The sequence below is a fragment of the Streptomyces varsoviensis genome (genome assembly GCF_000718635.1).
GTDB classification, from domain to species: Bacteria; Actinomycetota; Actinomycetes; order Streptomycetales; family Streptomycetaceae; genus Streptomyces; species Streptomyces varsoviensis.
The window spans coordinates 1-23,660 of record NZ_JOBF01000015.1 but is presented as its reverse complement, the minus strand read 5'-3'; the positions used below and the strand labels follow the sequence as shown (position 1 = coordinate 23,660).

General features: G+C 72.9%; 22 protein-coding genes. 12 read left to right on the top strand and 10 right to left on the bottom strand.

Annotation, left to right across the window (positions count from 1 at the left end; translation table 11 throughout):
- Positions 1–42 precede the first annotated feature (42 nt).
- Entirely contained in the window at positions 43–1,017 is a 975-nt protein-coding gene (locus IF55_RS22100) for a carbohydrate kinase family protein (protein WP_030883774.1), read from the bottom strand.
- A 287-nt stretch (positions 1,018–1,304) separates the two neighbouring features.
- On the opposite strand from IF55_RS22100, the gene IF55_RS22095 reads away from it, so the two are divergent.
- Together IF55_RS22095 and IF55_RS22090 are read left to right on the top strand one after the other, a co-directional pair.
- The gene (locus IF55_RS22095) at positions 1,305–1,526 is read left to right on the top strand and encodes a hypothetical protein (RefSeq protein ID WP_030883777.1); all 222 of its coding nucleotides are present in this window, start codon (positions 1,305–1,307) and stop codon (positions 1,524–1,526) included.
- A gap of 136 nt (positions 1,527–1,662) precedes the next feature.
- Positions 1,663–3,333 (top strand): hypothetical protein, encoded by a 1,671-nt coding sequence (locus IF55_RS22090; protein ID WP_030883780.1) that lies wholly within the window; start codon positions 1,663–1,665, stop codon positions 3,331–3,333.
- Between the two features lie 184 nt (positions 3,334–3,517).
- Here IF55_RS22090 and IF55_RS22085 read toward each other — a convergent pair whose 3' ends face one another.
- The gene (locus IF55_RS22085) at positions 3,518–3,871 is read right to left on the bottom strand and encodes a HesB/IscA family protein (RefSeq protein WP_030883783.1); all 354 of its coding nucleotides are present in this window, start codon (positions 3,869–3,871) and stop codon (positions 3,518–3,520) included.
- A gap of 368 nt (positions 3,872–4,239) precedes the next feature.
- Here IF55_RS22085 and nadA point away from each other — a divergent pair, with 368 nt between their 5' ends.
- From nadA to IF55_RS22070, 3 genes are all read left to right on the top strand, one after another.
- A complete protein-coding gene (gene nadA, locus IF55_RS22080) occupies positions 4,240–5,427 on the top strand; it encodes a quinolinate synthase NadA (protein WP_030883786.1) in 1,188 nt (395 codons plus the stop codon).
- Positions 5,428–5,616: 189 nt separating this feature from the next.
- Complete coding sequence (locus IF55_RS22075) at positions 5,617–6,516, top strand: hypothetical protein (protein ID WP_030883790.1); 900 nt, start codon at positions 5,617–5,619, stop codon at positions 6,514–6,516.
- 102 nt (positions 6,517–6,618) lie between these two features.
- Entirely contained in the window at positions 6,619–7,353 is a 735-nt protein-coding gene (locus tag IF55_RS22070; protein ID WP_063764020.1) for a DUF4328 domain-containing protein, read from the top strand.
- 105 nt (positions 7,354–7,458) lie between these two features.
- Here IF55_RS22070 and IF55_RS22065 read toward each other — a convergent pair whose 3' ends face one another.
- From IF55_RS22065 to IF55_RS22040, 6 genes are all read right to left on the bottom strand, one after another.
- Positions 7,459–7,953: a DUF2867 domain-containing protein gene (locus IF55_RS22065; RefSeq protein ID WP_245661322.1), complete on the bottom strand. Its 495-nt coding sequence runs from the start codon at positions 7,951–7,953 to the stop codon at positions 7,459–7,461.
- Positions 7,954–8,152: 199 nt separating this feature from the next.
- Positions 8,153–11,329: an efflux RND transporter permease subunit gene (locus IF55_RS22060; RefSeq protein ID WP_030883800.1), complete on the bottom strand. Its 3,177-nt coding sequence runs from the start codon at positions 11,327–11,329 to the stop codon at positions 8,153–8,155.
- Between the two features lie 167 nt (positions 11,330–11,496).
- Positions 11,497–12,180, bottom strand: coding sequence for a response regulator (locus IF55_RS22055; protein WP_030883803.1), 684 nt, complete (start codon positions 12,178–12,180; stop codon positions 11,497–11,499).
- Positions 12,177–13,496 carry a sensor histidine kinase gene (locus tag IF55_RS22050; protein WP_030883806.1) on the bottom strand — a complete coding sequence of 440 codons (1,320 nt, stop codon included), beginning with the start codon at positions 13,494–13,496 and terminating at the stop codon, positions 12,177–12,179. Before IF55_RS22050 ends, IF55_RS22055 begins: the two co-directional genes overlap by 4 nt.
- A 139-nt stretch (positions 13,497–13,635) precedes the next feature.
- Positions 13,636–13,914: a PspA-associated protein PspAA gene (pspAA, locus tag IF55_RS22045; protein ID WP_030883809.1), complete on the bottom strand. Its 279-nt coding sequence runs from the start codon at positions 13,912–13,914 to the stop codon at positions 13,636–13,638.
- Between the two features lie 51 nt (positions 13,915–13,965).
- On the bottom strand, positions 13,966–14,769 hold the full coding sequence (locus tag IF55_RS22040) for a PspA/IM30 family protein (RefSeq protein ID WP_030883812.1): 804 nt from the start codon (positions 14,767–14,769) through the stop codon (positions 13,966–13,968).
- Positions 14,770–15,112: 343 nt separating this feature from the next.
- Here IF55_RS22040 and IF55_RS22035 point away from each other — a divergent pair, with 343 nt between their 5' ends.
- Together IF55_RS22035 and IF55_RS22030 are read left to right on the top strand one after the other, a co-directional pair.
- Positions 15,113–15,709 (top strand): DUF3043 domain-containing protein, encoded by a 597-nt coding sequence (locus IF55_RS22035; RefSeq protein ID WP_030883815.1) that lies wholly within the window; start codon positions 15,113–15,115, stop codon positions 15,707–15,709.
- 59 nt (positions 15,710–15,768) lie between these two features.
- Positions 15,769–16,506: a class I SAM-dependent methyltransferase gene (locus IF55_RS22030; RefSeq protein ID WP_078644987.1), complete on the top strand. Its 738-nt coding sequence runs from the start codon at positions 15,769–15,771 to the stop codon at positions 16,504–16,506.
- A gap of 102 nt (positions 16,507–16,608) precedes the next feature.
- On the opposite strand, the gene IF55_RS22025 is transcribed toward IF55_RS22030, so the two are convergent.
- Positions 16,609–16,818: a hypothetical protein gene (locus tag IF55_RS22025; protein ID WP_030883822.1), complete on the bottom strand. Its 210-nt coding sequence runs from the start codon at positions 16,816–16,818 to the stop codon at positions 16,609–16,611.
- A 138-nt stretch (positions 16,819–16,956) separates the two neighbouring features.
- On the opposite strand from IF55_RS22025, the gene IF55_RS22020 reads away from it, so the two are divergent.
- From IF55_RS22020 to IF55_RS38695, 4 genes are all read left to right on the top strand, one after another.
- Positions 16,957–18,159: a bifunctional adenosylcobinamide kinase/adenosylcobinamide-phosphate guanylyltransferase gene (locus tag IF55_RS22020; RefSeq protein ID WP_030883824.1), complete on the top strand. Its 1,203-nt coding sequence runs from the start codon at positions 16,957–16,959 to the stop codon at positions 18,157–18,159.
- A 90-nt stretch (positions 18,160–18,249) separates the two neighbouring features.
- The gene (cobT, locus tag IF55_RS22015) at positions 18,250–19,296 is read left to right on the top strand and encodes a nicotinate-nucleotide--dimethylbenzimidazole phosphoribosyltransferase (RefSeq protein WP_030883828.1); all 1,047 of its coding nucleotides are present in this window, start codon (positions 18,250–18,252) and stop codon (positions 19,294–19,296) included.
- 62 nt (positions 19,297–19,358) lie between these two features.
- Complete coding sequence (locus IF55_RS22010; RefSeq protein WP_030883831.1) at positions 19,359–21,125, top strand: phosphatidylglycerol lysyltransferase domain-containing protein; 1,767 nt, start codon at positions 19,359–19,361, stop codon at positions 21,123–21,125.
- Positions 21,122–21,988 (top strand): hypothetical protein, encoded by an 867-nt coding sequence (locus IF55_RS38695; protein WP_063764019.1) that lies wholly within the window; start codon positions 21,122–21,124, stop codon positions 21,986–21,988. The genes IF55_RS22010 and IF55_RS38695 overlap by 4 nt, the downstream gene beginning before the upstream one ends.
- On the opposite strand, the gene IF55_RS22000 is transcribed toward IF55_RS38695, so the two are convergent.
- Entirely contained in the window at positions 21,955–22,692 is a 738-nt protein-coding gene (locus IF55_RS22000; RefSeq protein ID WP_030883838.1) for a hypothetical protein, read from the bottom strand. The two genes, IF55_RS38695 and IF55_RS22000, sit on opposite strands and share 34 nt — an antisense overlap.
- 77 nt (positions 22,693–22,769) lie before the next feature.
- Between IF55_RS22000 and IF55_RS21995 the strand changes: the two genes are divergently transcribed.
- Positions 22,770–23,582: an adenosylcobinamide-GDP ribazoletransferase gene (locus tag IF55_RS21995; RefSeq protein ID WP_030883840.1), complete on the top strand. Its 813-nt coding sequence runs from the start codon at positions 22,770–22,772 to the stop codon at positions 23,580–23,582.
- Positions 23,583–23,660: the final 78 nt, after the last annotated feature.

Sequence of the window (23,660 nt, the reverse complement as noted above, 5' to 3'; positions counted from 1 at the left end):
GCCCGGCGGGAGGGGGCCTGCGACCGCGTCACGCGGATGGCGTCAGGACAGGTGCGCCTGTACGTCGGCGGCGGCCTCCTCGCCGTACGCCTTGGTGAAGCGCTCCATGAAGTGGCCCCGGCGCAGCTCGTACTCCTGGGTGCCGAGCGTCTCGATGACGAGCGTGGCGAGCATGCAGCCGAGCTGGGCGGAGCGCTCCAGGGAGAGGCCCCAGGCGGTGCCCGCGAGGAAGCCCGCGCGGAAGGCGTCGCCGACGCCGGTGGGGTCGACCTTCGCCTCCTCCTCCGCGCAGCCGACCTCGATGACGGGCTCGCCGACGCGCTCGATGCGCACCCCGCTGGCCCCCAGGGTGGTGATGCGGGTGTCGACCTTGGCCAGGATCTCGTCGGCCGTCCAGCCCGTCTTGGACTCGATGAGGGCCTTCTCGTACTCGTTGGTGAAGAGGTACGCGGCGCCCTCCACCAGCACCCGGATGTCCTCGCCGGGCATCCGGGCGAGCTGCTGGGAGGGGTCGGCGGCGAACGGGATGCCGCGCGAGCGGCATTCCTGCGTGTGGCGGAGCATCGCGTCGGGGTCGTCCGCGCCGATCAGCACGAGGTCGAGGCCGCCGACGCGGTCGGCGACGGGCTGCAGCTCGATCTGGCGGGCCTCGCTCATCGCGCCGGTGTAGAAGGACGCGATCTGGTTGTGGTCGGTGTCCGTGGTGCAGACGAACCGGGCGGTGTGCAGCACGTCGGAGATGTGGACGGAGCCGGTGTCGACGCCGTGCCGGTCGAGCCAGGCGCGGTAGTCGGCGAAGTCCTCGCCGGCCGCGCCGACCAGGATCGGGCTGAGGCCGAGCAGCCCCATGCCGTAGCAGATGTTGGGCGCGACGCCGCCGCGGCGGACGTCGAGGTCGTCGACGAGGAAGGAGAGGGAGACCGTATGCAACTGGTCGGCCACGAGCTGGTCGGCGAAGCGGCCGGGGAAGGTCATCAGATGGTCGGTGGCGATGGAGCCGGTGACAGCGATACGCACGGCGGGTGCTCCTGCGGGGCGAAGGGGCGGAGTAAGGAAAGGAAGGGCGGGAGTCGGTAAGGAAGGGAGGGAGGAAGGAAGGGAGCGAGGAAGGAAGGGAGCGAGGAAGGAAGGGGGAAGGTGAAGAGGCGCGGAGAGGAAACGTGCGGGGGACGTAGCGCGGAACGCAGAGGGAAACAGAAAACAGCCAGTCCAAGCTACCGGGTGCGCATTCGCCTTTCCGACCGGCCAAAACTACCCAATAGTAGGTCTTTCTTCGCGGGTCGGGTGGTGCGTACGGTGCGGATATGCCGAATCCTGTGAACCCCGTCACACTCCCCGCCGCCGAGCCGGAGTCGCTCGCCGAGCTGCGGGGCGACTGCGCCCGCATGGCCTCGCGGTGGACGCCGCCGGAGACCGCCGCGCCCGGCCCCGCGCCGGCGCCCGTACCGCCGACGCGCCTCCACGGCGTCTCGGTGCCGGTCTCCTCGGCCCGGCTGCTGGACGGAATGTCCGAGTACGGCGACTGAACCGCGACCGAACCGGCGGCTGAACCGAGGGCCGAACCGGCGGATGGAACCGCCCGCTCCCCCGCTCCGTCCAATTCCCGTCCCCCTCACGGGGGATGGGGCAGTACACATTGAGCGGAGTTGAAGGAGCGATGTTGTGAGCACCCAGGATCCCCCCGACAGCACGCCGCGGCGGCGCCGGTCGCCGCTGGTGGTCGTCTCGGTGGCGGCCGCGGTGCTGCTGGCCGGCGGTGGCGGGGCCTACTGGGCCTCGACCGCCGGCGACGGCGGTGGCTCGGCCACGCCCGGCGAGGACGGCGCACCACCCCCCTTGGCTCTCGACGGTTACGTACGCGGGGCCGCGCAGGGTTCGCAGGACCCGAGTTCCCAGGACCCGGGTTCGCGGGGGATCGCGCCCGGCGAACCGGACCCGCACGGAAACGCGCGCTATCGGGCGACCGGAAAGCTGCCGGACGGCCCGGAGTCGGCGCCGGTCTATCTCTCCCAGGACGACATCGGCCGGGAGCAGGTCGCCCGGCTGGCGAAGGCCCTGCGCGTGCCGGGCACGCCGCGGCTCGACGGCGCCACCTGGAAGGTCGGGGCCGCCCAGGGCAAGGGCGGGCCCTCGCTCCAGGTGAGCCACAAGGGACCGGGCAGTTGGTCGTACGCGCGCTACGGCACGCTGGGCGGCTCGCACTGCGAGCACCCGCCGGGCGCCCGGCCGGACGCGGCCCCCGACGCCGGTTCCGGTACGGCACCCGCGACGGGTTCCGGTTCCGGTTCCGGTACGAGCACCTGCCCGACGTACCGCGATGGTTCGGGGGCGGCGGACGGCGGCTCCGAGCCCGTGTCCGAGGCGGCGGCGAAGCGCGCGGCGGAGCCCGTGCTGGAGTCGGTCGGGCAGCGGGACGCGAAGCTCGACGCGGCGCAGCACTTCGGCGCGACGCGGGTGGTGAAGGCCGACCCGGTGCTGGGCGGCCTGCCGACGTACGGCTGGCAGACCAGCCTCCAGGTCGGCTCGGACGGGCAGATGACCGGCGGCAGCGGGCAGTTGGCGAAGCCGGAGAAGACCCGCACCTACCCGGTGATCAGCGCGAGCGCCGCCCTCGACGAGCTGAACAAGCGCGCCGGGAACGGCCAGGTCGGCATCGGCGGCTGCGCCACGGCGGCACCGCTCACGGCGGTGGCCGGCAAGAGCACGGAGAAAAGCACCGAGGAGGGCTCTGAGAAGGGCGCTGAAGAGGGCGCCGGAAAGCCCGGAAAGAGCGCTTCGACGCTCCCCTGCGCCCCGAAGGCGAAGCCCGATCCGGTGGCCGTGCGCGGGGCGACGTTCGCCCTGGCGGCGCGGTCCGTCGCGGGGCGGCAGGCGCTGGTGCCCTCCTGGCTCTTCGCCACGCAGGTGCCGGGCACCCACGACAAGGCAGACAAGGCGGACGAGGCGAGCACCTTCACCGTGGACCAGCCCGCCGTCGATCCCAAATACATCAAGGAGGCGCGGCCAGGGGCGGAGTCGCCCGCGCCCTCCGGGCCGTCGTCGGGTCCCGCCGCGTCCGGGGCGACGCGCATCGCCTCGTACAGCGTGAGCGGTAAGGACAACAGGACGCTCACGCTGCACTTCTGGGGCGGGGTGTGCAGCGACTACACCGCCGCGGCGCGGGACCAGTCCGCCGGGTCGGTCACGGTGAGCGTGACGGGCAAGGAGAAGCACCCGGGGCGGATGTGCGTGATGATGGCGAAGGGGTTCGATGAGACGGTGCGCCTGGACAAGCCGCTGGACGGCCGGAAGGTCGTGGACGCGATGACGGGCCAGGCGGTGCCGAAGAAGTAAGGGACCGGGGAAGTAACAGGCCGGAGACGTAAGGGCCGGACGAGTAAGGGGCGCTCGCAGTGAGAAGTGGAAGAAGCGACAGATGACGCGGTCCGACGGCGTGCGCATGACGAAGGCGGCGGCCCTGGTGGGGCCGCCGCCTTCTGTCGTCGTCCGTACCGGCCGTGCGCGCCGGCCGGCCGGTTCAGCTGAAGGAGTCGCCGCAGGCGCAGGAGCCCGTGGCGTTCGGGTTGTCGATCGTGAAGCCCTGCTTCTCGATGGTGTCGACGAAGTCGATGGAGGCGCCGCCCAGGTACGGGGCGCTCATCCGGTCGGTGACCACCTTCACGCCGTCGAAGTCCTTCACGACGTCGCCGTCGAGCGAGCGCTCGTCGAAGAAGAGCTGATAGCGCAGGCCGGAACAGCCTCCGGGCTGGACGGCGACGCGCAGCGCGAGGTCGTCGCGGCCTTCCTGGTCCAGCAGGGCCTTGACCTTCGACGCGGCGGCGTCCGACAGGATGATGCCGTCGCTCACGGTGGTCTCGTCCTGAACGCTCATCTGGTTCTCTCCCGGGTTGTTCGGACCGCTTGCCGTCGGATGCAACCTCCGGCACCCCGGATTCATTCCGGGCCCAGCACTTTCTCTCTCCATTCATGCTCGCACACCACCCCTCTTACGGGTACGGGCCGCCGGGCTCCGGACTCCAGGCGCCGGGCTCCGGCCGCCGGGCTCCGGACTCCAGGCGCCGGACTCCAGGCGCCGGGCTACGGCCGCCGGCCGCCCGTCGCGGTCGTCGCCGGAGATCACCACGAGCGGGGTGCGTCACATTGACACAAGGCCCATCGTCAAAGTGACGTGAAGCAGATATGATAGATAGCGTCAAATTGACGACAAGGCTGTTTCGCGGAAGAGAAAGGGTGCGTGTCGTGACCACCGCCCAACCCCTGGATGTCCAGCCCTCGCCGCTGGCGCTACTGCTTCTGGGCCGCGAGGCCGACCCCCGGAGCGAGCGCGGCGTGGAGTGCCCCGGCGATCTGCCGGCGCCCTCCGACCCGGATCTGGTGGAGCGCGCCCGCGCGGCCAAGGCCCGGCTCGGGGACAAGGTCTTCGTCCTCGGCCACCACTACCAGCGCGACGAGGTCATCGAGTTCGCGGACGTCACCGGGGACTCCTTCAAGCTCGCGCGCGACGCGGCCGCCCGGCCCGGCGCCGAGTACATCGTCTTCTGCGGCGTGCACTTCATGGCCGAGTCCGCCGACATCCTCACCGGCGACGACCAGCAGGTCGTCCTGCCCGACCTGGCCGCGGGCTGCTCGATGGCCGACATGGCCACGGCCGAGCAGGTCGCCGAGTGCTGGGACGTCCTCACGGACGCCGGCGTGGCCGGGACGACCGTCCCCGTCTCGTACATGAACTCGTCCGCCGACATCAAGGCGTTCACCGGCAAGCACGGCGGCACGATCTGCACCTCCTCCAACGCGGAGCGCGCCCTGAAGTGGGCCTTCGCGCAGGGCGAGAAGGTCCTCTTCCTCCCGGACCAGCACCTCGGCCGCAACACCGCGGTACGCGATCTGGGGCTGTCACTCGACGACTGCGTCCTCTACAACCCGCACAAGCCGGGCGGCGGGCTCACCGCCGACGAGCTGCGGGCGGCCAAGGTGATCCTGTGGCGCGGGCACTGCTCGGTGCACGGCCGGTTCTCCCTGGAGTCCGTACGGGACGTGCGCGAGCGCATACCCGGCGTCAATGTGCTGGTGCACCCCGAGTGCCGGCACGAGGTCGTCGCGGCGGCGGACCTCGTCGGCTCGACGGAGTACATCATCAAGACCCTGGAGGCCGCCCCCGCCGGTTCGAAGTGGGCCATCGGCACGGAGCTCAACCTCGTGCGGCGGCTCGCGAACCGCTTCGCCGACGAGGCCGCCGGGAATAAGGAGATCGTCTTCCTCGACAAGACGGTCTGCTTCTGCTCCACGATGAACCGCATCGACCTGCCGCACCTGGTCTGGGCCCTGGAATCGCTCGCCGACGGCAAGGTCGTCAACCGCATCGAGGTCGACCCGGAGGTCGCGGCCTTCTCGAAGCTGGCCCTGGAGCGGATGCTGGCCCTCCCGTAACACCGGCGCGCCGGCCCGTACGCCCTGCCGGCCCGTACGTCCTCCTTGCCCGTACGCCCTGCCGGCCAATACACCCTTCCTGCCCGTACGCCCCCGCGGCCCATCCGCGCTCCGGTCCGTACGCGCAGGTCGGCGGGCCGGTGCGGAACGCGGTGGTGCGGCGGCGGCCGCTCTGGCAGGGTCACAGCCATGTCAGCCCCCGACGCCCCCTCCCCCTCCGAACCCGCCCTCGACCTCGAAGCCCTGACGTGGTCGGAGGCCGAACACGACGCCGAGACCGCACGGCGCGACGCGCTGGAACGGCGCGAGGCAAAGCGGCTGCGCGCCGTCGCCGCCGAGGCGGGCCGGGCGTCGGGGCCCGGGCACCCCGCCGCGCTGGCGGCCCGGCGCGACCTCGTCGAGTACGCGCACCAGCACGTCGGCTGCGTCGAGCGCGTACTCGACCTCGCCGACCCGCTGGCCGCCGACTGCCTCCGGGCGCTGGGCCCGGACGACCAAGTGACCATCGACGTACTGGCCGTTCAGGCGATGGAGCGGCTGGAGGAGTACGAGGGGGCGGCGGCGCAAGAGGCGCCGACGGCCCTCGCGTCGCTGGTGGAGCGGCAGACGCGACTGCTGGGCCCCCGGCACCCCCGGACGCTGCGGCTGCGCCGCCGCCATGTCGCGTGCGTCTGCCGCGCGTACAAGCTCGACCACCGCACCGCGCACGAGCCGCCCGCGCCGGACGGCCATCGGCGGTTGCTGCGGCTGTGGGCCGAGTTGGCGGCCGAGCACGCCGACGCTCTGGGGCCCGACCACCCGGACACGTTCGCGTGCCGGGACGAAGAGGCCGCCGAACACTGCGAGTTCGGCGAACACGACGGCGAGGCGAGCCGCTACGCCGCGCTGGCCGCCGACCGGGCCCGCGTGCTCGGCCCGTACCACCCGGACACCCTGGGCAGCCGCGAGTCCCACCTGACCAGCCTGACCGAGACCGGCCGCCCCGAAGCCATAACCGAAGCCGACCGCGCCCGCCCCGCCCTCATAGCCGACTGCGTACGAGCCCTGGGCCGCGACCACCGAATCACCCAATTCGCCCTGGAGTCATAGGCCACGGGCAAATAATTGGATACCGCATGAAGTATGGCGTACGTTCCTCCTCTGCGAGCCGCCCCCGAGGGCGGCCTCTTCGTCCCTGGGGGGATCTCCGTCATGTCTCACCACCCCGTCGGCCCGCCGCTCGGCGCTCCCGCGCCGTACCCGGCCGGCGGCCCCGTTCTCCGGTCGCCCGTCGGCCTCGCGACGGCCGTCACCGTGCTGTTCGGCGTGGTCGCCGCCTGCGACCTCTTCGCGCTCTACGCGGACTCCCACATCTATTCGCTGCTGGACGACTTTCTGACCATTCAGGCCGGCGAGTTGAAGCGGGCCGACGACCTCTACACGACGGCCGGCCGCCTTCAGGGGCTGGCCACGACCGCCACCGCCGTGGTCTTCATCATCTGGTTCTACCGGGTCCGGACGAACGCCGAGATCTTCACGCAGGACATCTGCACCCTGGGCCGCGGCTGGTCCATCGGCGGCTGGTTCGTCCCCTTCGCCAACCTCTGGCTGCCCTTCCGCGTGGCCGCCGAGACCTGGCAGGCCAGCGCTCCGCAGACACCGGAGGGCACGCTGCGCGAGATCTCCCGCGCGCCCGTGCGCGCCTGGTGGCTGCTGTGGCTGCTGTCACTGGCGGTGGGCAGGACGGCCCAGACCCTCTACAACCGCGCGGACACCCCGGAATCGCTCCAGCAGGCCGCGGGAACCGTGATGCTCGGCGACCTGCTGAACCTCGCGGCGGCCGCGCTCGCGATCCTCTTCGTACGGAAGCTGACGCGGATGCAGCGGGAACGGGCGGAGCTCGGCACGTTCACCGCGGTCATGCCGGGCGGGCCGACGATCGTCTGAAGACGGGCCCGGGCCCGGGCCCGTCGGTACCGGCCCGGGCCCGGCCCCATCGGTACCGGCCCGGGCCCGGCCCCATCGGTGCGGATACGGGCCCGGCCCGCACCCTCAGCGGGGTTTCGGGGGCTGGGCCGCCGCGCGCTTGAGGAGGTAGGGGACGGCTCGGCGGTGGATGAGGGCGGCGAGGGACCAGATGGCGGGGGCCGCGCGGTGTTCGTAGCGGACGAAGGTGGTCATGACCACGCGGGCCGCCTCGGCGCGCAGGACGAGGCGGGCGGTCATGAGCGGCGAGGTCAGCTCCAGGACGATCACGTCCGTCGCCATCGTCAGGATGCGCCAGCCGAGCACATGGGTGGGGGCGGGGCGCGGGCCGAGCCGCAGGCGGAGCACCGAGCGCCAGCCGGTGACCAGGAACCAGCGCACCGGGCCGGGGGCGTCCTCGAAGACGGATCTGGCCCACTGCTCCGGCGAGCGCGGGGACAGCGACGAGCCGCCCGTGGTGACCGCGACGGCCTCCGCCCAGTCATCGGCCGCCAGCCCGCCGACGCCCCGCGCGGTGTCGGCGACCTCGACCCGGCCCGTATGTAGTGTCGCTGCTGCCAAGACGGCCCCCTGCTCGCTCTGCCGGACGTACTGGACGTGCTGGACGTGCTGGATCCGCTGGTGGTGGACCCGCGGTCGGCGCGGGTACGCGACGAGGCTACCCGCGGGGGCGCTCGTACCCCCGCAGCGCGCCGGAACACGGCGGGAGCCCCCACGGCCATCGCGGCCGTGGGGGCTCCGTGCGCGGGAGGCGGGGGCGTCAGACGCCCGCGGTCTCCGGGGCGCGGTCGTCCTCGCTCCGGGCGGGGGCGCCGTTCTTCCGGTCGCGCTTGGCGGCCTTCTTCTTGGCCCGGCGCTCCTTGCGCAGCTCGACCATGGTGTAGAGCGTCGGCACGAGCAGCAGCGTGAGCAGCGTCGAGGTGACGAGGCCGCCGATGACGACCACGGCCAGCGGCTGGGAGATGAAGCCGCCCTCTCCGGTGACGCCCAGCGCCATCGGCAGCAGCGCGAAGATCGTCGCGAGGGCGGTCATCAGGATCGGGCGCAACCGGTGCCGGCCGCCCTCGACGACGGCCTCGACGACTGGGAGGCCCTGCCGGCGGTACTGGTTGATCAGGTCGATCAGCACGATCGCGTTGGTGACCACGATGCCGATGAGCATCAGCATGCCGATCATCGCCGGGACGCCCATCGGGGTGCCGGTGGCGACCAGCAGGCCGATCGCGCCGGTCGCCGCGAACGGGATGGAGACCAGCAGGATCAGCGGCTGGATGAGCGAGCGGAACGTTGCGACCAGCACCATGAAGACGATGGCGATGGCGGCCAGCATGGCGAGGCCCAGCTTGGCGAAGGCGTCGTTCTGGTCCGAGGAGACGCCGCCGATGTCGACGGTCGCGCCCTTGGGCAGCGTCTTCTTCAGCTTGTCGATCTTGCTCTGGAGGGCCGTGGAGACCGCTCCGGTGTTGTCGCCGGTCGGCTTGGCGGTGATCGTCGCCGCCCGCGCGCCGTCGATGCGGGTCATCTGGACCGGGCCGGGCACGACCTTGACCTCGGCGATGTCGCCGAGCCGCACCTTGCCCGCCGGGGAGCCGAGCTGGAGGTTCTTCAACTCGTCCAGGGTGGTGGCCGGGTGGGCCGACTTCACCACCACGTCGCGCTCGGTGTCGTCGAGGACCGCCTTGCCGCTGGTGGTGCCGCGCACCGCCTGCGCCACGGTCTGCCCGAGGCTGGTCTCGGTGAAGCCCGCCGCGGCGGCCTTGTCGTTGCCCTTGACGGAGATGCGGGGCACGCTCTGCGAGAGGTCGCTGCGGACGTCGGTGACGTGGTCGAGGCCCGCCACCGCGGAACGCACGCTCTCCGACGCCGACTTGAGGGTCTTCGCGTCGGGGGCCTTGACCACCACGCTCAGGTCCTGGTCGCCGAAGCCGCCGCCCGCCGAGACGGTGGTGCGGCCGATGCCGTCGAGCTTCTTGAGGCCGGCGCGGAGGGTGTCGGTGACGGCGTCCGCCTTGCCGGAGTCCTTCAGCTTGACCTCGTACGAGGCCTGGTTGGCGCCCGTACCGCCGCCGAAGGCCGCCATGATGCCGGACGAGCCGACGGTGACCTGGTAGTCCTTGACGCCGGCGACGCCGTCGAGGAGCTTCTCGACCTTCTTGGCCGCCGCGTCGGCCGCCTCCAGGCTGGTGCCAGGGGGGAGTTCCTGCTTGACGGAGAGGCTTTCCTGCTCGCCGCCGTCGATGAAGTTGGTCTTCAGCAGGGGGGCCATGCCGAAGGTGGCGACGAGCACCAGGACGGCGATCACCAGGCTGGTGACGCGGCGCCGGGTCGCGAAGCCGAGCACCGGCACGTACAGCCGCTGGAGCCGACCGCGGGTCTCCTTCTCCTCGGCCTTGCGCCGCAGCTCCTCCGGGTCGGCGCCCTCGCTGGCTGCATCTCCGACGGGCCCGCGCAGGAACCAGTACGACAGGACGGGAACGACCGTCAGCGACACCAGCAGGGAGGCCAGCAGCGCCACCGAGACGGTCAGCGAGAACGAGCCGAAGAGCGCGCCCACCATGCCGCCGACCAGGCCGATCGGCAGGAACACCGCGACCGTGGTGAGGGTGGAGGCGGTGACGGCGCCGGAGACCTCGCGGACCGCCGTCAGGATCGCCTGCTGGCGCTCCTCGCCGTAGGACAGATGGCGCTTGATGTTCTCCAGGACCACGATCGAGTCGTCGACGACGCGGCCGATGGCGATCGTGAGGGCGCCCAGGGTGAGCATGTTGAGCGACAGGTCCCGGGTCCACAGCACGATCAGCGTGAGCAGCACGGACAGCGGGATGGAGATCGCCGTGACCAGCGTGGAGCGCAGCGAGGCGAGGAAGACCAGGATCACCACGACGGCGAAGAGGAGGCCGAGCAGGCCCTCCGTCGTCAGGCCGTCGATGGACTTGGAGACCGCGGGGCCCTGGTCGCTGACGACGGTCAGCTTGGCGTCGGCGCCAAGGTCCGCGCGGAGCTGCGGCAGCTTGTCCTTGACGGCGTCGGAGATCGCGACGGCGCTGCCGTCGTGGTCCATGGTGATGGCGATGCCGAGGCTGGGCTTGCCGTCGGTGCGGGTGATGGAGGTGGGGGCCGCCGGCCGCTGCTCGACGGTGGCGATGTCGCCGACCCGTACGGGCTTGCCGCCCTTGCCGTCCGCGCCCGGCGCGGCGGCCGGGTTGATCCGCAGGTCCTCGATCTGCTTCAGCGAGGTGAAGCCGCCGCCGACCTGCACGGTGCGGCTCTTGCCGGCCTCGGAGAACGCGCCGGCCGGTACGGACGCGCCGTTCGCCTCCAGCGTCTGCCCGAGGGCGGCGGGGGTCAGCCCGGCCGCGGCGAGCTTGGCGTCGTCGGGGGTGACGGCGACGACGCGCTCCCGCACGCCGTCCACGTTGACCTGGCCGACGCCGTCGATGTTCTTGAGCGCCGGTACGACGCTGCGGTCCAGCTTGTCGGCGAGCGCCTGCTGGTCCTCGGTCGAGGAGGCGGCGAGCACGACGGTCGGGATGTCGTCGGTGGAGCCCGCGACGACCTGCGGGTCGACGTCCTTGGGAAGCTGCGAGGAGGCCCGGTTGACGGCCTGCTGGACGTTGGCGACGAGCTTGTCGGAGCCGTTGCCGTAGTCGAACTTGGCCATGATGACGGCCGAGCCCTCGCTGGCGGTGGAGGTGACGCCGGTGATGCCGTCGACCGCCTTGATGCTGTTCTCCAGCGGTTCGACGACCTGCTTCTCGACCACGTCCGGGGACGCGCCCTGGTACGGCGCGATCACCGACACCATGGGCAGGTCGATGGTCGGCAGCAACTGCTGCTTGAGCTGCGGGATGGCGATGGCCCCGAACACGACGGCGACTATCGCCATCAGAGCTATCAGTCCCCGCTGTACGAGGCTGATTCTGGACAGCCAGGACATGGGTGGTGGCTCTCTCTTCTGTTTGCTGAGCGGATCTTGCCGAGCGGATCGGCGGGCGCGGCAGCGGCCCGCCTCTACCATCGCCCGTGCCCCGGCGTGAATACCTCGCTCGCAGGTCGATTCTCGTACCGGGCGTGTACCGCAGGCGCAGTACGCGCCCCTAAGGGTCACTCCACCCTTGGGCGTACGAGTCCGGTTTCGTAGGCGATGACCACCAATTGGGCCCGGTCGCGGGCGCCCAGCTTGGCCATGGCCCGGTTCACATGGGTCTTGACGGTCAGCGGGCTGACCTCCAGCCGCTCGCCGATCTCGTCGTTGGAGTGGCCGCCCGCGACCTGGATCAGCACCTCGCGCTCGCGCCCGGTCAGCGCGGCCAGCCGCTCCGCCTGGTAGCCGCCGGAGGCCGCGTCCGGGCCCTCGCTCTCGGCGAGGAAGGTGGCGATCAGCCCCTTGGTCGCGACGGGCGACAGCAGCGCCTCGCCGGCCGCCGCGACGCGGATCGCGGAGAGCAGTTCCTCGGGCTCGGCGCCCTTGCCGAGGAAGCCGGAGGCCCCGGCGCGCAGCGACTGCACGACGTACTCGTCGATCTCGAAGGTGGTCAGCATGACCACGCGTACGTGCTCCAGGGCGGGGTCCGAGCAGATCGCGCGGGTGGCGGCGAACCCGTCCGTGCCGGGCATCCGGATGTCCATCAGGACGATGTCGGGGCCCTTCGCGCGGGCCAGTTCGACGGCCTCCGCGCCGTCCGACGCCTCGCCGACCACCTCCATGTCCGGCTCGGAGTCCACCAGCACCCGGAACGCGCTGCGCAGCAGCGCCTGGTCGTCCGCGAGCAGCACCTTGATCGTCATGCGTCCCCTCCCGTACGCGCTTGCAGCGGCAGCTCGACGCGGACCGCGAAGCCGGGGCCGCCGTCCGGGCCGGGCCCCGCCTCGCAGGTGCCGCCGAGCGCGACCGCACGCTCGCGCATCCCGATCAGACCGTGTCCGCCCGGGCCGGCGCCGGTGTCCGGGCGCGGGCCCGTGCCGTCCGTACGGTCCGGCGGAGGTCCGTCGCCATTGTCGCGGACGGTCAGGAGCAGGGACGCGCGGCCCCGCAGGATGCCGACCTCGGCGGTGGCCGCCGGGCCCGCGTGCTTGTGCACATTGGTGAGCGCCTCCTGGAGGACCCGATAGGCCGTCAGGTCGACGGCGACGGGCAGCGGTCCGACGACGGCGGCGACCTCGGCGGCCGTGTCGCCGGCGCGGGGCCGGCCGGCCGCGACGGGTTCGGCGGCCGCCGCCGCGACCCGTACGCGCAGCCCGACCCGGGCGAAGCCGTCGACGAGCTGATCCAGGACGGCGAGGCCGGGGGCCGGTTCGGTGGGGGCCGCCGTCTCGCCGTGCTGGCGCAGCAGGCCGACGGTGGCGCGCAGCTCGTCGAGGGCGGAGCGGCTGGCCTCGCGAACGTGCGCGAGGGCCTGTTTGGCCTGGTCGGGGCGGCTGTCCATGACGTGCGAGGCCACCCCGGCCTGGACGTTGACGAGCGCGATGTGGTGGGCGACGACGTCGTGGAGCTCGCGGGCGATGCGCAGCCGTTCCTCGGCGACCCGGCGGCGCGCCTCCTCGTCGCGGGTCCGCTCGGCCCGTACGGCGCGCTCCTGGATCTCGGCGACGAAGGCGCGGCGGCTGCGCACGGCGTCGCCCGCGGCGCCGGCCAGCGCGGTCCAGGCGAAGACGCCGAAGTTCTCCTGCGCGTACCAGGGGCGGGCGCCGAAGGCCATGACCGTGGCGGTGAGCACGCCGACGGCGAGGGCCGCGATCCGCCAGGCGACGGTGCGGCCCATGCCGGAGGCCACGGTGTAGAGCGCGATGACGACAGCCGCGGTCACCTGCCCGTACGTCTCGTCGTGCCGGGTCGCGACGATCTCGGCCACCGCCAGCAGGACGGTCGCGGCGAGTACGGTCCGCGGGGCCCGGCGGCGCAGCACCAGGGCGCCGCAGGCCAGGGTGGTGAACAGCACGAAGACGAGGCCCAGCGGGAAGCGCCGGGAGTGCGGGCCGACGGCCGTGCCGAGCAGCGCGGCGGCGAGGACGAAGGCGGCGAGCAGGGCGTCGGCGGCCAGCGGGTGCGCGCTCAGCCACTGGCGGACCCGGCCGAGGCCCGGGGCCGTGGTGAGGGGGGTCACGGGGTCAAAAGTACGGGGTGGCGCGCGGGTGCCCGTACCACGCGCGCCCCCGTCCCTCGGTGAGGGCGGGGGCGCGGGCGGTGCTGGGGTCCGCTGGCGGGCGGTGCCGCCGGACGCTGCCGGGCGTCGGCCCGGATGGTCAGCCGGGGATGAGCCCGTCGTCGCTGAGCATCGAGCGGACCTCGTCCAGCGAGGCGTCCGCGGCGGGGAGGATCAGCTCGGAGGGTTCCAGCGCGTCGTCGGGGAGCGGTTCGCCGAGCCGCCGCACCGCGTCGAGCAGGGCGCCGAGGGTGCGCCGGAAGCCTTCCTCGTCGCCGCCCTCGATCTCCGTGAGCAGGTCGTCGTCCAGCGCGTTCAACTCGGCGAAGTGGCCGTCGGCCAGCTTCACCTGCCCCTCCCCCATGATCCGTACGATCACGACGGTCTCCCTTGTTCAGTGCTCAGAGGATCTCGAAGAGGCTTATCCCGGCTACTGCTTGTCGAAGCGCGGGGTGTCCCGCTGCTGGGCCGACTGGCCCTGCCCGGCACCGCCCGCGCCGCCCTCGATCGCCTGCTTGCCGGCGCCGCTGCCGCCCGCCAGCTCGGCCTTCATCCGCTGGAGCTCCAGCTCCACGTCGGTGCCGCCGGAGAGGCGGTCCAGCTCCGCGGTGATGTCGTCCTTGGCGGTGCCGGTCGGGTCGTCGAGCGCGCCGGAGGCGAGCAGCTCGTCGATGGCGCCGGCGCGGGCCTGCATCTGCTGCGTCTTGTCCTCGGCCCGCTGGATGGCCATGCCGACGTCGCCCATCTCCTCGGAGATGCCGGAGAACGCCTCCCCGATGCGGGTCTGGGCCTGGGCCGCGGTGTACGTGGCCTTGATGGTCTCCTTCTTCGTGCGGAAGGCGTCGACCTTGGCCTGAAGCCGCTGGGCGGCGAGGGTGAGCTTCTCCTCCTCGCCCTGCAGCGTGGTGTGCTGCGTCTCCAGGTCGGTGACCTGCTGCTGCAACGCGGCGCGGCGCGACAGCGCCTCGCGCGCCAGGTCCTCACGGCCCAGCGCGAGGGCCTTGCGGCCCTGGTCCTCCAGCTTGGAGGACTGTCCCTGCAACTGGTTGAGCTGCAGCTCCAGGCGCTTGCGGGAGGTCGCCACGTCGGCGACGCCGCGGCGCACCTTCTGCAGCAGTTCGAGCTGCTTCTGGTAGGAGTAATCGAGGGTCTCGCGCGGATCCTCGGCCCGGTCCAGGGCCTTGTTGGCCTTGGCGCGGAAAATCATCCCCATACGCTTCATGACACCGCTCATGGGCCTCGCGCGCCCCCTTCTGACGGACTACGGACTCCAGCATCTATCAAGACCCCACAGTACGGGCCCTGCGTCCATTACCGCACTGTTCAGCCCCCGATGCGCTCCTCCTACAGGACGATCACAAGGTCGCCGCTCTCCGGCCCAAGGAGTAGGAGGGCCTCAGGGAGGGTGCGAAATGACCGGAAAGCGAAAGGTGAAGTCGGGGAGAACGACGGCAAAGGTGCCGCTTCATCCCGTTTGACGGGCGACCCTCGGTCCCGGATCGGCGCGGGCGCCCGTTGCCGGATCGTTCCCCGCGCGGCTGGGGCCCACGCGTCCGCACCACGTACCCTTGGGTTTTGTGTTCCGAAGCCGTTCGAAGGATGAGCAGGCCGCCGCCACCAAGGTGACCGCGGACCAGCCCCAGCAGCCCCGTGACCCGCAGGCGCCCAAGGGCCGCCCGACGCCGAAGCGCAGCGAGGCCACCAGCCAGCGCCGCAGCCTGGCCAGTACGCCGGCCAACCGCAAGGACGCCATGAAGCGCCAGAAGGTGGCGCGCCGGGCGGACCTCTCGAAGCAGCGCGAAGCCCTCGCCAACGGCGACGAGCGGTACCTGCCCGCCCGCGACAAGGGCCCGGTCCGCCGCTTCGCCCGCGACTACGTGGACGCGCGGTTCACCGTGGCCGAGTACTTCCTGCCGCTCGCGGTGATCATCCTGGTGCTCAGCATGATCAACCGCGGTGCCTTCCAGGCGTACGTGCTGCTGCTGTGGATGATCGTCATCCTGCTGATCGTGGCCAACTCCGTGATCACCGCGGTCGGCCTCAAGCGCGGCCTGCGCGCCCGCTTCCCGAACGAGAACCTGCGCGGTGCCGTGCCGTACGCCCTGATGCGTACGCTCCAGATGCGCCGGCTGCGCCTGCCGAAGCCGAAGGTCAAGCGCGGGGAGAAGCCCTGAGCGCGGCCCCTGCCGGATTCACCGGCGGCGCCGCGGGCTGGCTCGGCGGGCTCGGCGGACTGCGGAACACCGTCCGCCAGGAGCTCGTCGCCCGCCAACTCGACGAGCAGATAGCCGCCCGCTACCCGGTGGGGCAGCGCCTCGGCGTCCTCGACGTCGGCCTCGGCCAGGGCACCCAGGCGCTGCGGCTGGCCCGCGCCGGGCACAACGTGACCGGCCTGGAGTCCGACCCCGAGATGGCCGCGGCGTTCCGCGAGGCGCTCGACGCCGAGCCGGAGGGCATCCGCGAACGGGTGCGGGTCGTCGAGGGCGACGGCCGGGACACCGGCGCCCACTTCCCGCCCGGCGCCTTCGACATCGTCCTGTGCCACGGCGTGCTGATGTACGTGACCGAGCCCGACCCGATGCTCGCCGGGATGGCCCGCGTGCTCGCCCCCGGCGGACTGCTCTCCCTGGTCGTGCGGAACGCCGACGCGCTCGCCATGCGCCCCGGCCTCGCCGGGGACTTCGATGCCGCCCTCGCCGCCTTCGACTCCCCCGACTACACCAACCGTCTCGGCCTCAAGGCCCGCGCCGACCGGCTGGAGGCGCTGACGGCCACCCTGACGGGGATCGGCGCCCCGCTGCACACCTGGTACGGCGTCCGCGTCTTCACCGACCAGGCCGCCGACGACGAGGCGCCACCGCCCGCGGGCGAGGCGCTGGACCGGCTGCTCGCCGCCGAGGACCGGGCCGGGCGCACCGATCCGTACCGGTCGGTGGCGGCGCTGCTGCACCTGTGCGGCGTGCGGGGCTGACGGGGCGCTCGCGCGGGCCGCGGGCCGCCCGTACCGTACGTACGGCTACGGGCGGCGCAGCGTACGGCGACGGGCGGCCCGCAGCGCGCCCCGGACGCGGTGTCAGCCCTCGCTGGCGTGCAGGCTCATCGGCCCGTAGATCTCCGTGCCGTCCTCGAACAGCCTGACCTGGTCGGCGCCGCCGTCCAGCAGGTCCTTCCACACCTCGCCGATCCAGGACTCCGCGTCTCCTTGCGTGGAGAACTCCTCCGGCTCCACCGCCGGAGGGACCTCCGCCCCGTCGGACTTCTCGAACCGCCACGTCCAGGCCATGTCCGCCTCCTGAGTCCCGAATACCTGCTGCGCACGTACTGTGCAGCGCAGCCTAACGGTCGGTGAACAGGGCCCGTAAAGCCCCGCAAAGGGCGAGCCCCGCGCGCCCGGGGCCCCGGGACGCGAGACGATCGGGGGGTGGAACTCACTCTCCTCGGCACCGGGGCCCCCGACGGACTGCCGCGCCCCGGATGCCCGTGCGCGGTCTGCGCCACCTCGGTCGGCGACGCGGCGCGGGCCGCCACGGCGCTGCTCGTCGACGGCGCGCTGCTCCTCGACCTGACCCCCGGGCCGGCCTTCGCGGCGGCGCGCGCCGGGCACTCGATCGCCGGGGTGCGGCAGGTGCTGCTCTCGCACCCGCACGACGGCCCCACCGTGGAGTTCCCGGCCGGGCTGCCCGCGCCGGGCCGGGTGGCGGACGGCCGGGAGCTGGCGGTGATCAGCGGCCACCGGGTACGGGCCGTGGCCCTGGACGCGCCGGGCACCGGGTACGAGGTGGTCGGGCCGGAGGGCGAGCGGCTGCTCTACCTGCCGCCCGGCGCGGCCGCGGCCGGGCTGGCGCCGGGCGGCGTCCGTGACCCGTACGACATGGTGCTGCTGGACGTCGTCGGGCGGCCCGACGCGCTGGCCCGGCTCCGGGCGGCGGGTGCGGTCGCGGCCACCACGGACGTCATCGCCGTCCACCTCGACCACGAGGTGCCGCCCGGCGGCGAACTGCGCCGGCGGCTCGCGGCGGCGGGCGCGCGGGCGGTGCCGGACGGCACGACGCTGCTGGTCGGCGAGTACCACGCGGTGCCGGACCTGCCGCGGCGCACGCTGGTGCTGGGCGGCGCGCGGTCCGGCAAGTCGGTCGAGGCGGAGCGGCGGCTGGAGGCGTTCCCGGACGTCACGTACGTGGCCACCGGCGGCACCCGCGACGGCGACCAGGAGTGGGCCGAACGGATCTTCACCCACCGCGAGCGGCGCCCGGCCTCCTGGCGCACCGCGGAGACCTGCGACCTCCCGCCGCTGCTCGCCGCCGACGGCCCGCCGCTGCTGATCGACTGCCTCTCCCTCTGGCTCACCGACGCCATGGACTCCGTCGGCGCCTGGTCCGACGACACCTGGGCCAACGGCGGCGCCAAGGCGCTGCGCGAGCGCGTCGACGAACTCGTCGCCGCCGTACGCGCCACCCGCCGCACCATGGTCGCCGTCAGCAACGAGGTCGGCTCCGGCGTCGTCCCCGCCACCCCCGCCGGCCGCCGCTTCCGCGACGAACTGGGCCGCCTCAACGCCAACATCGCAGCCGAATGCGAACACGTCCTCCTCACCGTGGCCGGCCAGTCCATGACCCTGCGCTGACCTTCCCGCACACGGGCCTTCCGGGCCCACGGGGGGGCGCGCCTCCGGCGCGGGGGACTGGGGTGGGGCGGGGCGGGTAGTGTTCTGCGGATGAGCGGCCTGAATCTCGATGACTTCGCCACCTTGATCGAGCGTCCGGACTCCGGCGTGCGCCGGGACGCCGAGGAGCACCGCGAACGGCTGGTGCCGGCGCCGGGGGCGCTGGGGCGCCTGGACGAGCTCGGGGAGTGGCTGGCGGCGGCGCAGGGGGCGGTGCCGGTGAAGCCCGTCGAGCGGGCGAAGCTGCTGCTGTTCGCGGGCGACCACGGGGTCGCCGAACTGGGCGTGTCCGGCGGCCCGGCCGAGGGCGCGGTGGCGCTCGTACGGGCCGTGCTGGCGGGGGAGAGCGCGGCGGCGGTGCTGGCGCGACGGTGCGGGGCCCAGGTGCGGGTCGTCGACATGTCGGTGGACTGCGACCCGGCCGAGCTGCCCGAGGAGGTGACGCGGCACCGGGTGCGGCGGGGTTCGGGCCGGATAGACGTCGAGGACGCGCTCGCCGCGGACGAGGCGGAGCGGGCCTTCCGCGCCGGGATGGCCGTCGCGGACGAGGAGGCCGACTCCGGCACGGATCTCGTGGTGCTCGGCGACCTGAGCGTGGGCGGCACCACCGCCGCCGGCACGCTGATCGCCGCGCTGTGCGGTACGGACGCCTCCGTGGTGACCGGCCGCGGCGGCGCCGGCATCGACGACCTGGCGTGGATGCGCAAGTGCGCGGCGATCCGGGACGGGCTGCGCCGGGCCCGCCCGGTCCTCGGGGACCAGTTGGAGCTGCTGGCGACGGCCGGCGGCGCGGATCTCGCGGCGATCACGGGTTTCCTGCTGCAGAGCGCGGTCAGACGGCTGCCGGTGATCCTCGACGGAGTCGTCTCGGCGGCGTGCGCGCTGGTGGCGCAGCGTGTCGCGTTCCGGGCGCCGGACTGGTGGCTGGCCGGTCAGGTGAGCGGCGAGCCGGCCCAGGCGAAAGCTTTGGACCGGATGGCACTCAACCCTTTGCTCGATCACGGCGTCTGTGTAGGCGAGGGGACAGGGGCGCTGCTCGCTCTGCCGATGGTTCAGGCCGCGGCGGCCCTGGCAGCGGAGCTGCCCGTGCGCCCCTGACGTCCCTGCGTCACCCGCGCCGGAGCCTCCGGCGCGCATGACGCCCCATATGATCACTTTTCATGGGAGAAGTCCGCTTGACTCCGGATGAGGGCGCCCGTCACGGCATCTGGCCGCGGCGAGCCGCCGGCTTCGCGGTGTGGTATCTGCGCGCCGTTACGTTCGTCAACCTCCTCAGCGCGGTGTGGCTGTCCTTCGGGGCCGACATCCGCCGCCACAACGTCGAGGAGTTCTACACCCCGTACCTGGCGACCGCGGGCTTCGCCTCGGCCCTCTTCTCACTGTTCATGGCCATCACGCTGCGCCGGCGCAAGCGCGCCGCGTGGATCTTGAACCTGGTGCTGGCCGGGGCCACGGGCGTGCTCTACGTCTTCGCCATAGGCTTCCGCGAGTTCAACCGGCACGGCCTGAACTGGTTCTCGACGATCATCACCGTGCTGTTCGTGGTGGCGCTCGTGGTGGGCCGCCGCGAGTTCTATGCCAAGGGCGACCGCTCCAACCCCAAGCTGGCGGCGATCGTCGCCGTCGGCGGGCTGCTCGTCACCTCGCTGATCGCGGCGCTGCTGGTCACCCTCACCAACGACGCGCACGACGACGACAAGGCCGGCTTCCTCGACCGCTGGCACTACGGCGTGATGCGGCTGATCTCGCTGGCCAGCGACGAGTCCCGGTACCCGGGCATCTCCGCGCCGAGCTGGGTCAACGTCGTCATCAACGTGATGTCCACGGTCCTGCTGCTCCTCGTGCTGTACGCGGCCTTCCGCTCGCGCCGCGCCACCGACCCGATCACCCCCGACGACGAGGAGAAGCTGCGCGCCCTCCTCGACAAGCACGGCGACCGCGACTCCCTCGGCTACTTCGCGCTGCGCCGCGAGAAGAGCGTCATCTGGTCCCCCACCGGCAAGGCCGCCGTCACCTACCGCGTGCTCGGCGGGGTCTCGCTGGCCTCCGGCGACCCGATCGGCGACCCCGAGGCGTGGCCCGGCGCCATCGAGCCCTGGCTCACCGAGGCCCGCGAGCACGGCTGGATCCCGGCCGTGATGGGCGCGAGCGAGGAGGGCGGCACCGTCTACGCGCGGCACGGCATGGACGCCCTCGAACTCGGCGACGAGGCGATCGTGGAGACCGACGAGTTCACCCTCGAAGGCCGGGCCATGCGCACCGTGCGCCAGGCGTACAACCGGGTCAAGCGCGCCGGGTACACGGTGCGCATCCGGCGGCACGAGGACATCCCCGAGGACGAGATGGCCGACCTGCTGCGCCACGCCGACGACTGGCGCGACGGCGCGACCGAGCGCGGCTTCTCGATGGCGCTCGGCCGGCTCGGCGACCCCGGCGACGGCCGCTGCGTGATGCTGGAGTGCCACGACGCCGACGGCAAGCTGCGCGCCCTGCTCAGCTTCGTGCCGTGGGGGCCCAAGGGCCTCTCGCTCGACCTGATGCGCCGCGACCGGGAGTCCGAGAACGGCCTGATGGAGTTCATGGTCATCGAGATGATGCAGCGCTCCCGCGAGGTCGGGGTCGAGCAGGTCTCGCTGAACTTCGCGATGTTCCGGTCCGTCTTCGAGCGCGGCTCCAAGCTCGGCGCGGGCCCCGTGCTGCGGATGTGGCGCTCGCTGCTGACCTTCTTCTCCCGCTGGTGGCAGATCGAGTCGCTGTACCGCGCCAACGCGAAGTACCGGCCCATCTGGGAGCCCCGGTTCATGCTCTTCGAGAAGAGCAGCGACCTGCTGCGCATCGGCATCGCCAGCGGCCGGGCCGAGGGCTTCCTCGAAGCGCCGGGCCTGCCGAAGTGGCTGAACCGCAAGCATCTGGAGAGCAAGCGATGAACCGTGCGGCGCTCCGACGCGCCGCACGTGCCGAGTGGGGCCCCCTGCTGGGGACCGTGCGCGAGGCGCTGGTCCGCAAGAAGCTGCGGGCCATCCCCATGACCATCGCCGCGGTCTGCCTCACCTCGGTGCTCCAGATCGTCCAGAACCAGCCCTGGGGCTACGAGCCGGTCCAGCGGATCGGCTCGGTCCAGGCGCAGCTCCCGTGGTGGCTGGCGCTGCTGCGCACCCCGCTGTCGCTGTTCGTGCCCGCCCTCGACCTGCCGATGTGGGGCGCCCTCGCCCAGCTCCTCCTCGCCTTCGGCATCGCGGAGGTCTGCCTGGGCCGCAAGCGCACCCTGGCCATCGCCTACCTCGCCACCCTCGCCGGGACGATGTACGCGCGGCTGGCCGTGCACATCGGCCCCGACTCCGTCCTCGGCCTGCCGGCGCACGCCGCCAGGGCCATCGACACCGGCCCGTCGGCCGCCGTGGTCGGCATCGCCGTGTATGTGACCTGGCGCTACCGGGCCTGGCTGAGCTGCGCCGTGGTGATCGCGGCCATGACCGCCGAGGTGATCCTCAAGCCCAACCTGGCGGGCCGGGAGCACCTGGCCGCGATCACCACGATGCTCGTGGTGTGCGTACTCGACGAGGCGCGCAGGCGGCGCAAGCCGCGCGACCCGTACCGGGCCCGGGGGCCGGCGGCCCGCGGCGGTTCGCGGGGCGGCCCCGACGGCGGCGGGCGGAGTTCAGAGCGCCGCACCAGGCCGCCGGAGGCCCCGGAGCGGCCCCCGGTCTCGTACGGGCTCGGGCCGGGCGAGCGCCTGCCGCTGCCCGACGCCTGCGGTCAGGGGTCCGGCGCCCCCGCCACCAGATCCTGAAAGCGGCGGCGCAGCGCCTGCCAGCGCGCGTCGTGCCGGTACGCCCGTACCCGCGCCTTGCGCCGGGCCCGCGGCCGGTGGCGGTAGCAGCGCCGCGCCCACGGCGAACCGGGCCGGGCGAGCCGTACCGCCCCGATGATCGCCACGAACGGCACCACCACCCCGATCACCGCTATCCGCGGCTTCCCCTTGGCCAGCGCGAACAGCGCGATGGCGAAGTTGAACAGCACGTTCGTCGTCACCAGGCCGCGGCTGCGCAGCTCCTCCGGTGTCAGCGCGTCGACCCCGAACGGCGAGAAGCCCGCCAGCATCAGCGTGACCAGCGCCGCCGTCAGCACCACGACCTCGACGCTCTTGCGCCCCTGCTCGCTCCAGTACACGTCGTCCAGGTGCAGTACGAGCGCGAACTCGTCCAGCACCAGGCCCGCGCCCGCCCCGAACAGCACCGCCGTCACCGCCGTGCCGAAGCCGTGCCGCCCGCCGGCCACCGCGCCGAACCCGCCGACCACCATCAAGACGATGCCGGGCACCACGTGGTGGATGTGCAGCCCGCCCGGCCGGATGTTGCGGAACGGGCCCTTGCCCGCCCGGATCAGCCGCGTGATCACCCGGGTCACCAGGAACGTCAGCACGAACGAGGCCAGCGCCAGCAGCAGCGGCAGCTTGCCCGGCTCGACGATGTTGCGACTCCACCAGTGACCCATGACGACGCTCCCGAATCTGCCCGCTAGGGGAAACCTAACGCCCCTGACGTCGCAAGACGTCGGATAACCTGCGCGCGATGACCGACACCGCCCCCGACTCCGCCGCGGGCCGCGCCTCCCTCGGCGACGCCCTGCGCTTCGCCTTCGGCACCCTGAGCGTGCTGCCCGTACGGCTGACCCGATGGGACCGGCCGGCCGCCCGCGGCGGAATGCTGGCCGCGCCGCTCGTGGGGCTGGCGGCCGGCCTGTGCGCGGCGGCGGTCGGCGGGGCGCTGCTGTTCCTGGGCGCCGGCCCGCTGCTCGCCGCGGTCGCCACCGTCGCCGTACCGGCGGTGCTCACCCGCGGGCTGCACCTCGACGGCCTCGCGGACGTCGCCGACGGGCTCGGCAGCGGCAAGCCGGCCGAGGACGCGCTGCGCATCATGAAGCAGTCGGACATCGGCCCCTTCGGGGTGCTGACCCTGGTCTTCGTCCTGCTCGGCCAGGTCGCCGCCGTGTACGAGCTGTACGGCGCGGGCTGGGCGCGCGGCGCGCTCGCCGTGGCGGTGGCCGCGGTCGCGGCCCGTACGGCCCTGACCCTCGCCTCCCGGGCCGGGGTGCCCGCGGCACGGCCCGAAGGTCTGGGCGCGGCCGTCGCCGGCGTGGTCCCGGTCCGCTCGGCGGCGGTGGCCGTGACCGCCGTGACCATCGCCTGCGCGGCGGCGGGCCTCGCCTACGGCCCCTCCCCCGCCGTTCGCTCCGCGGGCGCCCTCCTCCTCTCCCTCGCCGCCGCCGAACTGATGCTCCGTCACTGCCGCCGCCGCTTCGGCGGCATCACCGGCGACGTCTTCGGCACCCTCGCCGAAACCGCGACGACAACAGCGCTGATCGCGCTGTCCCTCGGCGGGTGACCGCCCGCCCGACGCCGGGCTCCGCCCAAACCCAAGCACTGTCGCCCGCTCCACCCAGCGGGCCCGCCCCTTGAGGCC